We start from the raw sequence: 15,651 nt of genomic DNA, 5'->3' as shown, positions 1-15,651 counted from the left end.
TCAGCGAGAGGAATCGAGTGCCAGCCGGATGAGGTCGTCCTCATCCAGTCCGTCGAGGTCGGTGCCGTCGTGCTCCCCGGCGGTTGGTTCGGCGTCGTCACCGGTGCCGTCAGCGAGGCGCAGCAGGGCGTCCAGCAACCCGGCGGCCCGCAGCCGGGCCGGGGATATCTCGGCGAGCGCCTGCCGGATGCGGGCGTCGTCGTCGAGCTCGTCCGGCCCGAACAGCTCGTCGTGCAGGTGCTCGGCGAGGACCAGGGCGTTGGGGTAGTCGAAGATGAGGGTGGTGCTGAGCCGCAGACCGGTGCTCGCGTTGAGCCGGTTGCGCATCTCGATCGCGGTCGCCGAGTCGAAGCCCAGCTCCCGGAACGCCCGCTCCGGCTCGACGAACTCGGCCGACGGGTGGCCGAGGACGGCGGCGGCCTCCGCCCGTACCGTCTGGAGCAGGGCCCGGTGCCGCTCGCCGCGGGACAGGTCGCGCAGTCGGGTGTGGAGCGCGGACGCCCCCTGGCCGCTGATGGCGGCCTGGTCGGCCTCGCGGATCCGGCGCACCTGCGGCAGTTCGTGCAGCAGCGGCCGGGGTCGGGCCGACTCGTAGGCGGGCGCGAACCGCTGCCAGTCGACGTCGGCGATGGCGACGAAGGTCTCGTCGTGGTCCAGGGTCCGGGCCATGGCGGCGATGGCCAGGTCGGGTGCCATCGCGGCGAGGCCGCGTCGGCGCAGCTGCTCGACGATCGCGGCGTCGGACATGCCGCCGCCGTCCCACACCCCCCAGGCGATCGAGGTGGCGCGCAGGCCGCGGGCCCGGCGACGGACCGCGAGGGCGTCGAGGTACGCGTTGGCCGCCGCGTACGCGCCCTGCCCGCCACCGCCCCAGACACCGGAGTTGGAGGAGAACAGGACGAACGCGCTCACGTCTCCGACGAGGTCGTCGAGCAGGGCGGCGCCTGCCGCCTTGCCGTCGACCACGTCGGCGAACTCGTCCAGGCCGGTGTCGGCGAGCGACGCCGAGCGGGCGACACCGGCGGCGTGGAAGACGGCGGTGAGGTTGTCGATGCCGTCGAGCACGCCGCTGAGCCCGTCGCGGTCGGCCGTGTCGCAGGCGGCGATGGTCACCCGGGCGCCGAGGTGTTCCAACTCGGTGCGCAGGTCGTCTGCGCCGGGGGCGTCGGGGCCTCGGCGGCTGGTGAGCACCAGGTGCTCGGCGCCGCGTCCGGCCAGCCAGCGGGCCACGTGCGCGCCGATCGCGCCGGTGCCACCGGTGATCAGTGTGGTGCCGGTCGGCGTCCAGCCGGTCGTCGGTGCCGGGCCGCTGAGGGGGGCGGGGCGCAGGCGTCGGGCGTGGACGCCGTTGTCGCGTACCGCGATCTGGTCCTCGTCGTCGATGCCGGCGACGGCGGCCTGGAAGCGGGTGAGCGCGGCGGCGTCGAGCCGGGCCGGCAGGTCGATCAGTGCGCCCCAGCGGTCCGGCTGCTCCAGGCCGAACACCCGGCCGGTGGCCCAGACCTGGGCCGGCCCGGTCAGTGGCGGTTCGTCGGTGGCGGTGACGGTGACCGCGCCGCGGGTGACGATCCGGAGCCGTCCGGGGATCCCGGCGTCGGCCAGGGCCTGGATCAGCAGGACGGTCGCGGTCAGGCACGGCGGGACGGCGCCGTCGCTGTCCGGGGCGACCGCCAGCAGGGACAGCACACCCGAGATGGCGGGGCCCGGGCCGGTCGCCGCGCTCAGTTGTGCGGTCAGGGTGGCCCGGTCGGTTGTCGCCGGGTCGACCTCGACGATGACGGCGGTGCCGCCGGCCTGCTCGATCGCGGCGGTGGCGAATGTGGTCTCCGTCCGCGCGGTCGGGGTGGTGAGCAGCAGCCAGGTGCCGGTGAGCAACGCGTCGGTCGGCTCGGGCAGCGCGGCCCAGCCGACGGTGTAGCGCCAGGTGTCGGTGGTGCCGCGTTCCTTGCGGGTACGCCGCCAGGCGGTCAGGGCGGGCAGCAGGTCGGTGCCGTCGTCGGTGATGCCGAGTGGGGTGAGGTCGCCGTTCTCCACGGCCTGCCAGAACTCGCTGTCCATCGGGTCCACGACCGGCACTGGCGCATCGCCGACCGGCCAGAAACGCTGGTGCTGGAAGGGGTAGGTGGGCAGGTCGACGGTCCGGGTCGCCGGGATGACGGTGGTCCAGTCGACGGGTGCGCCGCATACCCATGCCTCGGCCAGCGACCGGAGCACCTGCTCGGGCCCGCCCTCGCCACGACGCAACGTGCCCACCGTGGCCACCTCGGCGGTGTCAGCGATCGCACCGGTCAACACGGGGTGCGCGCTGACCTCGACGAAGATCCGGTGCCCCGCCGCGTATGCCGCTTCGACCGCCAGATCCAGCCGGACCGGCTGACGCAGATTGCGATACCAGTAGCCGGCGTCCATCTGACCGCCGTTCTCGACGGTGGAGAACAAGGGCACCGCACCGGGCTGAGGTTGCACCCCGTCGAGCAGACGGGCCAGCTCCGCCTCCACGGGCTCGACCAGAGCGCAGTGCGAGGCGTAATCGACCTTGACCCGCTTCGCCCGCACCCCGGCCGCCTCGGCGGCCGCCAGGAACGCATCCAGGTCAGCACCCGCGACGGCGACGCTGGTCGGGCCGTTGACCACGGCGACGCTGACCCCGTCGGTCAGCAGGGGTGTGACCACGTCCAGGCCGGCGTTGACCGACACCATCCCACCACTGCCCGCGATCGACAACAGAGCCTTGCTGCGCAACGCCACGACCTTTGCCGCGTCGCTCAGTGAGAGCACCCCGGCCACGCAGGCCGCCGCGATCTCCCCCTGCGAATGGCCGATCACCGCGTCCGGGGTCACACCCCTGGCCCGCCACACCTCCGCGAGGGACACGTGCACCGCCCACAGGACCGGCTGCACCACATCCACCCGCTCCAACGGATCGTCCGAGCGCAAGACCTCCAACAGGTTCCAGTCCACGAACGGGTCCAGCGCCGCCGCGCACTCCGCGATCCGCGCCGCGAACACCGGCTCCGCATCCAGCAACCCAGTGGCCATGCCGACCCACTGCGAACCCTGACCGGGGAACACGAACACCACACCGGCCGTACGGGCCGCACCGGAGATCACCGTGCTGGACGGCAACCCGTCGGCCAGGGCCGCGAGGCCACTGCTGTGGTCCGGACCGAGTACGACCGCGCGGTGGTCGAACGCCGCCCGCGACACCGTCAGCGAGTACGCCACCTCTCCGGCAGCGCCGCCCCACTCGGTGAGCCGCTGCGCCTGACCGGCGACCGCCTTCGGGCTGCGCCCGGACAACAACCACGGCACACCCGACTCGGTCACCGCCGACTCGACCACCGGCGCGGCCGGCGGCTCCTCGATGATCACGTGCGCGTTGGTGCCGGACACCCCGAATGACGACACCCCGGCCCGGCGCGGGCGCTGCCCCGCCGGCCACGGCCGCGCGTCCACGAGCAGCTGCACCGCACCCGCCGACCAGTCGACGTGCCCGCTGGGCCGCTCGACGTGGACGGTCCGCGGCATGGTGTCGTGCCGCATCGCTTCGATCATCTTGATGATGCCGGCGACACCCGCGGCGGCCTGGGTGTGGCCGATGTTCGACTTGATCGAGCCCAGCCACAGCGGCTCGTCGGTGGGCCGGTCCTGACCGTAGGTGGCCAGCAGTGCCTGCGCCTCGATCGGGTCACCCAGCCGGGTGCCGGTGCCGTGCGCCTCGACCGCGTCGACGTCGGCGGTGCTCAGGCCGGCGTCGGCGAGGGCGGCCCGGATGACGCGTTGCTGCGACGGCCCGTTCGGGGCGGTCAGCCCGTTCGACGCGCCGTCCTGGTTGACAGCGGTCCCCCGCACCACGGCGAGCACGCGGTGACCGTTGCGCACCGCGTCGGAGAGCCGCTCCACCAGCAGCACGCCCGCGCCCTCGGCCCAGCCGGTCCCGTCGGCGTCGTCGGAGAAGGACTTGCACCGGCCGTCCGGCGCCAGGCCCCGCTGCCGGGAGAAGTCGATGAACGTACCCGGGGTGGCCATCACGGTCACACCGCCGGCCAGCGCCATGGCGCACTCGCCGTTGCGCAGCGCCCGCACCGCGAGGTGCAGGGCGACGAGGGACGACGAGCAGGCGGTGTCCACTGTGACCGCTGGGCCCTCCAGGCCGAAGGTGTACGCCACCCGGCCGGAGACGACACTGCCGGCGTTGCCGACGCCCAGCAGACCCTCGACTCCGTCAGCCGCCCCGAGACGGCTGACGTAGTCGTGGTACATCACCCCAGCGAACACACCCACCTGCGCTCCCCGTACGACCGCCGGGTCGATCCCGGCCCGCTCGAACGCCTCCCAGGAGGTTTCCAACAGCAGCCGCTGCTGCGGATCCATGGCGAGAGCCTCCCGTGGCGAGATCCCGAAGAATCCCGCGTCGAAGTCGCCCGCGTCGTAGAGGAAACCGCCCTCCTTGGTGTACGTGGTCCCAGGATTGTCAGGATCGGGATCGAACAACACCCCTACATCCCAGCCCCGGTCAGGGGGGAACTCCCCGATCGCGTCACCGCCGGCGTCGACCAGCCGCCACAGGTCCTCCGGCGTGGTCACACCGCCCGGGTAGCGGCAGGCCATGCCGACGATGGCGATCGGCTCGTCGGCGGTGGCCGCCCTGGTCACACCGGCGGTGGGGCTCTCGTCGGAGCCGCCGAGCGCGGTGTTCAGGTGCTCGGCCAGGGCCACTGGGGTCGGGTAGTCGAAGACCAGGGTGGCGGCCAGTCGCAACCCGGTCGCGGAGTTCAACCCGTTGCGCAGCTCGACGGCGGCGAGGGAGTCGAAGCCGAACTCGCTGAACGGGCGGTCGGCGACGACGGCCCGCCCGGAGCCGTGGCCGAGCACTCCGGCCACGTGGGTGCGTACCAGATCGAGCAGTTGGTCCCGGCGCGCCGCCGGCGCCAGACCGGCGAGCCGGCGCACCAGGGCCTCGTCGCCGGACGCGCGGCCCGCGCGCTGCCGGGGGATCGCGCGGATCATGCCGCGCAGCACGCCGGGAACGTGCGACGGGGTCGCCGACGGGTCGAGCCGGACCGGTACGAGAAGCGCCTGGTTGTCGGCGCAGGCCTGGTCGAGCGCGGTAAGCGCCACGTCGGTGGACAGTGGCAGCACACCGGAGCGGGCCATCCGGTCCAGTTCGGCCGGGGCGAGACCGGCCGCCATGCCGTCCGCCCATGGTCCCCACGCGAGTGAGGTGGCGGCCAGTCCGGCGGAGCGGCGGTGCGCCGCGAGAGCGTCGAGGAAGGCGTTGGCCGCCGCGTAGTTGCCCTGCCCCGGCCCGCCGAAGACCCCGGCCGCGGAGGAGAACAGCACGAACGCGGAGAGGTTCCGGTCGCGGGTGAGGTCGTGCAGGTGCCAGGCGGCGTCGACCTTGGGGCGCAGGACGGCGGCGACGCGGTCCGGGGTGAGACCGTCGACCGTACCGTCGTCGAGGACCCCGGCGACGTGCACGACAGCGGTCAGGTCGGGTGCTCCGGCGAGGACGGCCGCGAGGGCGTCCCGGTCGGCCGCGTCGGCGGCGACCACGGTCGCGGTGGCGCCGAGCGCCGTCAGGTCGGCGACCAGCTCGGCGGCACCGGGGGTGTCGATGCCACGGCGGCCGAGCAGGATCAGGTCGGTGCTGCCGTGCCGGGTCACCAGGTGTCGGGTGACGATCCCGCCGAGGGCGCCCAGGGCACCCGTGACCAGGACGGTTCCGGTGCCGAAGGCCGGGCCGTCGCCGGTCGCGCGGTGAGGAACGAGCCGAGGTACGAGGACAGCACCCCCGCGTACCGCGACCTGATCCTCTCCGGCTGCGGTGATGGCCGCGAGCCGGGCGTCGTCCAGGTCGTCGCCGGGTTCGGTGTCGGCCAGCAGGAAGCGGCCGGGGTGCTCGGACTGGGCGCTGCGGATCAGGCCCCAGACCGCGGCGCCGGCCGGGTTCGGGACGGCGTCGTCCGGGGTCGCCGCCACCGCGCCGGTGGTGAGGACGAGCAGACGAGTGTCGTCCTGCGCGAGGACGGCCTGCGCGGCGGCGAGCGCCTGCACGGCCAGGGTGTGCGCGGCGGCGGCCTGGTCGCCCGGGACCTGCGGGAGGCGCAGCACGGTCAGGTCGTGCGTGGTCGACCCCACGGGCACCGGGATCGGCGACCACGTCAGCGTGTGCAGCACCGAGGGCGGGGCGTACGGCCGGAGCAGCAGGGATTCCACTGTGACAGTGGGCCGGCCGAGGTCGTCGGCCAGCTCGATCCGGACGGTGTCCGTCGCGGTCACTGTCAGTCGGGCCCGGGCCGCGCTGCCGGTCTGACCGTGCCGGGTGACGCCGGTCCACGAGAACGGGACCTTGGCGTCCCGGCCGGCGTCACCGGTCAGGCCGAGGACGTGCAGTGCGGCGTCCAGCAGCGCCGGATGCGCCGCGTATCCATCGGCGTCACCGTCGAGGGCCAGGTCGGCGTGCAGGCTGCCGTCGGTGGCACGCCAGGCCGCGCGCAGCCCACGGAAGACGGGACCGTAGTCGAGGCCTCGGTCGGCCAGGTCGTCGTAGAGGTCGCCGACGTCGAGCGGGGTCGCGCCGCGCGGAGGCCACTCGCCGGCCGCCGGGGCCGACAGGGTGGCAGGGCTGACCGTACCGGTGGCGTGCGCCGCCCACCGTACGCCGTCGGTGGTGGCGTGCACCGCGACCGGGCGGCGGCCGGCGTCGTCCGCCGGGCCGACCCGGACCTGGAGCTGCACGCCGCGTTCGCCGGCCACCACGGGAGCGGAGAGGACGAGGTCGTCGACGTGCTCGCAGCCGGCCTCGGTGCCGGCGGCTAGGACCAGTTCGAGCAGCGCGGTGCCGGGCACGACGACCGATCCGGCGATGCGGTGGTCGGCCAGCCAGGGCACCGAACCGGTGGTCCAGTGGCCGGTGTGCACCCGCTCGTCGTCGCTGCCGGCCAGTGGGACCATCGCGCCGAGCAGCGGGTGCCCGCCGGTGCCGGTTTCGCCGACGGCGGCGGCCGGCCAGTAGCGGCGGCGCTGGAAGGCGTAGGTGGGCAGGTCGATGAGGCGTCCACCGGGGTAGCACGGCGTCCAGTCGACCGCGACGCCGCGCACGAAGACGTGGGCCAGGGCGGTGAGCAGCGTGGTCGGTTGGTCGCGGTCAGAGCGTTGCACGGGTACGAACACCGCGTCGCTGACGCAGTCCGCGCCCATCGCGGACAGGACCCCGTCGGGGCCGATCTCGACGAACATCGCGACGCCCAGACCCTCCAGGGTGGCGATGCCGTCGGCGAACCGGACCGCTTCCCGCACGTGCCGCACCCAGTAGTCGGCGTCCTGCGTCTCCGCGACCTGCCCGGTCACGTTGGACACGACCGGGATCCGGGGCTGCGCGTAGGTCAACGTTTCGGCGATCTGTGCGAATTCGGCGAGCATCGGCTCCATCAGCACCGAGTGGAACGCGTGACTGACCCGCAGCCGCTTCGACTTCTCGAACTGGGCGGCGACAGCGGCGACCTCGCCTTCCACGCCGGAGAGCACCACCGAGCGGGGACCGTTGATCGCCGCGACGGACACCCCGTCGGTCAGCAGCGGCAGCACCTCCGCCTCGGTGGCCCGCACCGCGACCATCACCCCACCGGACGGCAGGGCCTGCATCAGCCGACCCCGGGCGGCGACCAGCTTCGCCGCATCCGACAGGGACAGCACCCCGGACACGTGCGCGGCCGCGATCTCACCGATCGAGTGCCCCACCAGGTAGTCCGGGGTGACACCGAACGACTCAACGAGGCGGAACAACGCCACCTCGACCGCGAACAGCGCCGTCTGCGTGTAGACGGTCTGATCCAGGTCATCGCCCTCGGCGATCACCTCGCGCAACGGCCGGTCGAGGTGGACGTCCAACTCCGCGCACGCCGCGTCGAACGCCTCCGCGAACACCGGGAACGACGACGCCAACTCCAGACCCATTCCGGGCCGCTGTGACCCCTGGCCCGAGAACACGAACGCCGTCCGGCCGGGCACCGATGTGCCGGTGACCAGGGCGGGGGCCGCCTGACCGGCGGCGAGGGCTTCCAGCGCGGCACGGCCGAACGCCACCGCCCGGTGCGGGAGGCGGGCCCGGCCGGCGAGGGTGTGCGCGACGTCGGCCAGATCCCGGTCACCGTCGGTCAGCAGCCGGGCGGCCTGCGCGGTCAGCGCCTGCGGGCTGCGGGCGGTGAGCACCAGCGGTACGTCGCTGGCGGCGTCCGCCCGCTCGCTGCCCCGGACCGGGTCCGGGTCGGGTGCGGCTTCGAGGATGACGTGTGCGTTGGTGCCGGAGACACCGAACGAGGAGACCGCCGACCGGCGCGGACGCCCGTCACCCGCCCACTCGCGGGCCTCGGTGAGCAGGGCGACCGAACCCGACGACCAGTCGACGTGCGTGGTCGGCTCGTCCGCGTGCAGGGTGCGGGGCATCAGGCCGGCCCGCATCGCCATGACCATCTTGATGATGCCGCCGACCCCCGCGGCGGCCTGCGCGTGACCCAGGTTCGACTTGATCGAGCCGAGCCACAACGGCCGGTCGGCGGCGCGGCCCTGGCCGTACGTGGCGAGCAGCGCCTGCGCCTCGATCGGGTCACCCAGCACCGTTCCGGTGCCGTGGGCCTCCACCACGTCGACATCGGCGGTGGACAGACCGGCGTCGGCCAGCGCGGCCCGGATCACCCGCTGCTGGGCGGGCCCGTTCGGGGCGGTCAGACCGTTCGACGCGCCGTCCTGGTTGACGGCCGTGCCGCGGACCAGCGCGAGCACCGGGTGACCGCGCCGGACCGCCGTGGACAGCCGCTCGACCAGCAGCACACCAACGCCCTCGGACCAGCCGGTGCCGTCGGCGCCCGCCCCGAACGCCTTGCAGCGCCCGTCGGCGGCGAGCCCGCCCTGTCGGGAGAACTCCAGGAACATGGTGGGCGTGGCCATCACCACGGCGCCGCCGGCGACGGCCATCGCACACTCGCCGTTGCGGATCGCCCGGATCGCCAGGTGCAGCGCGACCAGCGACGCCGAGCAGGCCGTGTCCACAGTGACGGCCGGGCCCTCGAAGCCGAACGTGTACGCGAGCCGGCCGGAGATGACGCTGGCGGCGGTGCCGGTGAGCAGGTAGCCGGCGCTGGCGTCGCGACCCTGGAGCAGGGTGTCGTACCCCTGGGCCGATGCGCCGACGAACACGCCGACCGGCTCGCCGCGGACCGTCTCCGGGTCGATGCCGGCGCGTTCCAGGGCCTCCCAGGTGGATTCCAGCAGCAGCCGCTGCTGGGGGTCCATCGCCAGGGCCTCGCGGGGCGAGATGCCGAAGAAGTCCGCGTCGAAGTCGGCGGCGTCGTGCAGGAAGCCCCCACGGTCGGTGGCCGAGCCGCCGTCCCGTCCGGTGTCGAAGAGGTCGGCCCGCCACCCACGGTCCGTCGGGACGGCGGTGATGCCCTCGGCGCCGTCGGCGACCAGCCGCCACAACTCCTCCGGGGTGCTGATGCCACCCGGGTAGCGGCAGGCCATCGCGACGATCGCGATCGGGTCGTCGTCGTCCCCGGCGACCTCGGCAGACGGTTGCGGTGCCTCCGGGATCGCGCCGCCGAGCAGTTCGTCGCGCAGGTGGGCGACGAGTGCCAGCGGGCTCGGATGGTCGAAGGCGAGGGTCGCGGACAGCCGGAGCCCGGTCGCCGCGCCGAGCCGGTTGCGGAGTTCGACGGCGGTCAGCGAGTCGAACCCGAGTTCCTTGAAGGCACGACCAGCGACGATGCCGGACGGGTCGTGCCCGAGGACCGCCGCGACGTCCGCCACGACGATCTCCAGGAGGATCCGTTCGACCTCGGCGGGGGCGGCGGCCAGGCGACGGCGCAGCGCGGTCGCCGCGTCGGCCGGTCCGGCGGTGCCAGCCGGGCGGGTGGCGCCGCGGACCAGACCGCGAAGCAGCGGCGGTGGGGTGGTGCCGGCCGCGACCGTACGGGCCAGCCGCACCGGCACGCTCAACGACTCGTCGATGCCGAGCGCCGCGTCGAGCAACGCCAGTCCCTCGGCGGTGCTGAAGCCGAGCACACCGGTGCGGTCCATCCGCCGCGTGTCGGTGTCGTCGAGCCGCCCGGCCATGCTGGTCGTGGCGGTCCAGGGACCCCAGGCGAGCGAGATCGCCGGCTGGCCCTGGGCGCGCCGGTGCGCGGCGAGCCCGTCCAGGAACGCGTTCGCGGCCGCGTAGTTGGCCTGGCCCGCAGCGCCGAGCAGCCCGGACAGCGACGAGAAGAGCACGAACGCGGCGAGTGGCTGATCCCTGGTGAGGTCGTGCAGGTGCCAGGCGGCGTCGGCCTTGGGGCGCAGCACGCCGGCCAGCCGATCGGGTGTCATCGCGTCGAGCACGCCGTCGTCGAGGACGCCGGCCAGGTGGACGACAGCGGTCAGCGGCCGGTCCGTGGTGCTGGCCGCGACCAAGGCCGCGGCGGCGCTGCGGTCGGCGACGTCACAGGCGGCCACTGTCACGCTCGCGCCCAGGCCGCGCAGTTCGTCGGCGAGGTCGGCGGCCCCGGGGGCGTCCGAGCCGCGTCGGCCGGCCAGCACCAGGTGCCGGGCGCCGTGGGTGGTGACCAGGTGCCGGGCGACGGCCGCGCCGATCGCGCCGGTGCCGCCGGTGAGCAGGACGACACCATCCGGGTCCAGGGCGGGCGGGACGGTGAGGACCACCTTGCCAACGTGGGCGGCCTGGCTGACGTGCCGGAACGCGGCGCCGGCCGAGCGGACGTCCCAGGTGGTCACCGGCAGCGGTCGCAGTGCTCCGGCCTCGAAGAGATCGACCAGGGCGCGCAGCATCTGCTGGATCCGGTCCGGTCCGGCCTCGATGGTGTCGAAGGCCTGATAGCTGATGCCGTACGCGGCCGTGATCGCGGCGGGGTCGCGGACGTCGTTCTTGCCCATCTCGGCGAACCGACCGCCAGCGGCCAGCAGCCGCAGCGAGGCGTCGACGTGTTCGCCGGTGAGCGAGTTGAGCACCACGTCGACCCCGTGGTCGCCGGTCGCGGCGCGGAACCTCTCCTCGAACCCGGTGGTCCGGGACGAGGCGATCCGGTCGCCGGCAACACCCAGACCGCGCAGCGTGTCCCACTTCGCGGGGCTGGCCGTGCCGTAGACGGTGGCGCCGAGATGGTGGGCCAGCTGCACGGCGGCCATGCCGACGCCACCGGTGGCGGCGTGCACCAGCAGCGACTCCCCGGCACGCAGGCCGGTCAGGTCGACCAGGGCGTAGTAGGCGGTGAGGAAGACGATCGGCACGGCGGCGGCCTGCTCGAACGTCCAGCCGGCCGGGATCGGCGTGATCAGCCGGTGGTCGGTGACGGTCACCGGGCCGAACGCGCCGTAGAACATGCCCATCACCGCGTCGCCGACCCGCACCCCGTCGACACCGGGGCCGATGGCGGTGACGACACCGGCGCCCTCGCTGCCGAGCTGGGCGACGTCCGGATACATGTCCAGGGCGATCAGGACATCGCGGAAGTTGAGGCCGGTGGCGCGGACAGCGATCCGGACCTGGCCCGGGCCGAGCGGTTCGTCGACCTCGGGGCACGGGACCAGGGCGAGGTTGTCCAGGGTGCCCTTCACCGGGACGTCGAGGCGCCAGGGGACGCCGGCCGGCGGGATCAGGGCGGGGCCGGTCGCGGCGCGGGCCAGGCGGGGGGCGAACAGGGCGCCGTTGCGGGCGGCGATCTGCGGTTCCCCGGTGGCGAGCGCGGCGGCGAGCGCCGTGTCGTCGTCGTGGCCGTCCAGGTCGACCAGGACGAAGCGGTCCGGGTTCTCCGTCTGGGCGGTCCGGACCAGACCCCAGACCGCCGCCCCGGCCAGGTCGGGTACGTCCTCGTCGGGCGAGGTCGCCACCGCACCGGAGGTGACCACGGCGAGGCGGCTGCCCGCGTCGGTGGTGTCGCGCAGGAACCGCTGGAGCAGGTCGAGCGCGGCGGCGGTCGCGGTGTGCACCGTGGCCACCGGATCGTCACCGGCGGTCTCCGGGCGCCAGACCTGCGCCGGAACGGTGGCCGTTCCAGCGGGCGGCGAGGCGACGATCGGGGCCCACGCGAGGCGGTGCAGGGCGTCGGCCACCGGGAGTGCCTTCGGGGTGGGCGGGGCGTACGGGCGGAGCACCAGGGAACCGACAGTGGCGACCGGCTGCCCGGTGGTGTCCCAGACGTCCAGGGCGACGGTCCCGGTGCCGCGCAGCCGGACCCGGATCGTGTCGGCGCCGACCGCGTGCAGGGTGACGCCGTTCCAGGCGAACGGGACGGCGGCCGGTTCGTCGCCGGTGCCCGTGCAGCCGAGGGCGTGCAGGGCGGCGTCGAGGAGCGCTGGGTGCAGCCCGAAGCCTGTGGAGTCGATGCTCTCGGGGGCGCGTATCTCGGCGAACGTGTCCCCCAGCGGGCCGCGCCAGACGGCTTCCAGGCCACGGAACGCGGGCCCGTAGGCCAGACCGCGTTCGACCAGCGCGGGATAGAGGTCGGTGAGGTCGACGGGTTCGGCGCCCGGCGGCGGCCACTCGGCCGGGGCGGGCGCCGCGCTGCCGGTGACGGCAAGGGTGCCGGAGGCGTGCACGGTCCACGTCTCGCCGTCACCGCTGTGCACGCTGACGCTGCGGCGGCCGTCGGCGTCCGGGGCGCCGATCCGGACCTGCACCTGCACGCCCGCGGGCGGCAGCACGAGCGGGGTGGCGAGGACCAGGTCCTCGACCGTCTCGCAGCCGATCTCGGCACCGGCCGCGAGGACCGCCTCGAGCTGGGCGGTGCCGGGGACGACGAGGTCCCCGGCGACCTGGTGATCGGCGAGCCACGGGTGCCCGGCGGCGGACCAGTGGCCGGTGAAGAGGTGTTCGTCGGCACCGGCCAGGGAGACGGAGGCGCCGAGCAGCGGGTGGTCGACACCGGTGAGGCCGAGGCCCCGGGTGTCCCCGGCCGGCGCGACGCCGGTGGCGGGCCAGTACCGCTGCTGCTGGAACGCGTAGGTGGGCAGGTCGACACGGCTGCCGCCGGTGGCCAGCACGGTCCAGTCCACCGCGGCGCCCCGCACGTACGCCTCGGCCAGCCCGGTGATCAGGGAGGTCACCTCGGGGCGACCCCGGCGCAGCAGGGGCAGGTAGGCGGCTTCGCTGTCGTCGCTCTCCCGTGCCATCGCGGTGAGGACGCCGTCCGGGCCGATCTCCAGGAACCGGGTGACGCCGCGGCCCCGCAGCCAGGCGATGCCGTCGGCGAACCGGACCGCGTCGCGTACGTGCCGGACCCAGTAGTCGGCGTCCTGCGTGCCGGCGAGCTGCCCGGTGAGGTTGGAGACGACACCGATGACCGGCGCGTGGTAGGTCAGGGTGGTCGCCACCTGCGCGAACTCGGCCAGCATCGGCTCCATCAGCGCCGAGTGAAACGCGTGACTGACCGTCAGCGGCTTGGACTTCTCGAAGTGGGCGACGACCGCCGCCACCGCGTCGGGGGCACCGGACAGCACCACCGACCGGGGACCGTTGACCGCGGCGATGTCCACGCCCTCGGTCACCAGCGGCAGCACCTCGGCCTCGGTCGCCCGTACCGCCACCATCACCCCGCCGGCCGGCAGCGCCTGCATCAGTCGGCCCCGCGCCGCCACCAGCGTCGCGGCGTCGGCGAGGGACAGCACGCCGGCGACGTGCGCGGCGGCGATCTCCCCGATCGAGTGCCCCACGAGGTAGTCGGGTGTGACCCCGAACGACTCGACCAGCCGGAACAGGGCGACCTCCACCGCGAACAGGGCGGCCTGCGTGTAGGCGGTCTGTTCCAGGTCGACCCCGTCGGCGATCACCTCGCGCAGCGGACGGTCGAGGTGCGGGTCCAGTTCCGCGCAGACCAGGTCGAGTGCCTGCGCGTACGCCGGGAAGCGCGCGGCGAGCTCAAGGCCCATACCGTGGCGTTGGGAGCCCTGACCGGAGAACAGGAACGCGGTGCGGCCGTCCTGGACCGAGCCGGTGACGGCCCCGGCGGTGGCGACGCCGTCGGCCAGGGCCGCCAGGGCACCCGGCAGGTCGGTGCCGGTGACCACGGCCCGGACCGGCAGCGGTGAGCGGGTCGCGGCGAGCGAGTAGGCGATGTCGGCGTGGGTCGCCGTGGCGGTGGCCGCGAAGGCGCTCAGACGGGCGGCCTGGGCCCGCAGCGCCTCCGGGGTGTGGCCGCTGAGCACCCAGACCGGGTCGGTGCCGGCCGGCGGTGGCGTCGCCGGGGCGTCCGCCGCCGGGGCCTCCTCGATGATCGCGTGGGCGTTGGTGCCGCTGATGCCGAACGCGGAGACCGCCGCACGACGTGGTCGCTCCCCCGGCGCCCACTGGCGCTCGGCGGTGAGCAGTTGGACGTTGCCGGCCGTCCAGTCCACGTGCGGGGTGGGCTCGTCGACGTGCAGGGTGCGCGGCATGACGCCGGCCCGCAGTGCGAGCACCATCTTCATCACGCCACCGACACCGGCAGCGGCCTGGGTGTGGCCGAGGTTGGACTTGAGCGAGCCGAGCCAGAGCGGTTCGCCGTCCGGACGGCTCTGGCCGTACGTGGCGAGCAACGCCTGCGCCTCGATCGGGTCGCCGAGCCGGGTGCCGGTGCCGTGTGCCTCCACCAGGTCGACGTCGGCCGCGGTGAGTCGGGCGTTGGCGAGCGCGGCCCGGATGACGCGCTGCTGCGCGGGCCCGTTGGGGGCGGTGAGACCGTTGGAGGCGCCGTCCTGGTTGACCGCGGTGCCCCGGATGACGGCGAGCACCGGGTGGCCGTTGCGGCGGGCGTCGGAGAGACGCTCCAGCAGGAGCAGTGCGGCGCCCTCGGACCAGCCGGTGCCGTCGGCCGCGGCGGCGAACGGCTTGCAGCGGCCGTCCGGGGCGAGGCCACGCTGACGGCTGAACTCGACGAACGCCTCCGGGGTGGCGAGCACTGTGGCGCCACCGGCGAGGGCCAGGGAGCACTCCTGCTGCCGCAGGGACTGGACCGCCAGATGCAGCGCGACCAGTGAGGCCGAGCAGGCGGTGTCGATGGTGACCGCCGGACCCTCCAGGCCGAACTGGTACGCGATCCGCCCGGAGAGCACGCTGGCCGCGCTGCCGGTCAGCCGGTAGCCCTCGATGCCGTCCTGGGTGTGCCGCTGCAGCAGGGTGTCGTAGTCGCGGCCGCTGATCCCGACGAACACGCCGGTCCGGCTGCCCCGCACGCTGTCGCTGGGGATACCGGCCCGCTCGAACGCCTCCCAGGCGGTCTCCAACAGCAGGCGCTGCTGCGGGTCCATGGCCAGGGCCTCGCGCGGCGAGATACCGAACAGCGCCGGGTCGAAGTCGGCCGCCTCGGCGAGGAACCCACCCTCGCGGGCGTAGCTCTTGCCCTTGGCGTCCGGGTCGGGGTCGTAGAGCCCGTCGACGTCCCACCCACGGTCGTCCGGAAAGTCACCGATCGCGTCCCCGCCGGCGGCGACCAGCTCCCAGAGCTGCTCGGGCGTGCTGACCCGGCCCGGGTAGCGGCAGGTCATCGCGACGATCGCGACGGGCTCGCCGGCCGCCGTCTCCACCTCTTCGAGCCGTCGCTTGCTGCGTCGCAGCTCGGCGGTCATCCACTTGAGGTGGTCGAGCAGCTTCTCGTCGTTCGCCATGACACGTACCCCGTTCCC

1 protein-coding gene is annotated in these 15,651 nt (G+C 74.3%); it reads right to left on the bottom strand.

The genetic code is table 11. From position 1 onward, the window contains the following. Positions 1 to 15,633 carry a type I polyketide synthase gene (locus KBX34_RS33425; protein WP_247671572.1) on the bottom strand — a complete coding sequence of 5,211 codons (15,633 nt, stop codon included), beginning with the start codon at positions 15,631 to 15,633 and terminating at the stop codon, positions 1 to 3. Positions 15,634 to 15,651 lie beyond the last annotated feature (18 nt).

This window comes from Micromonospora sp. M61, assembly GCF_018070245.1.
Classification (GTDB): Bacteria; Actinomycetota; Actinomycetes; order Mycobacteriales; family Micromonosporaceae; genus Micromonospora; species Micromonospora zamorensis.
This window is presented reverse-complemented; position numbering and strand designations above follow the sequence as displayed.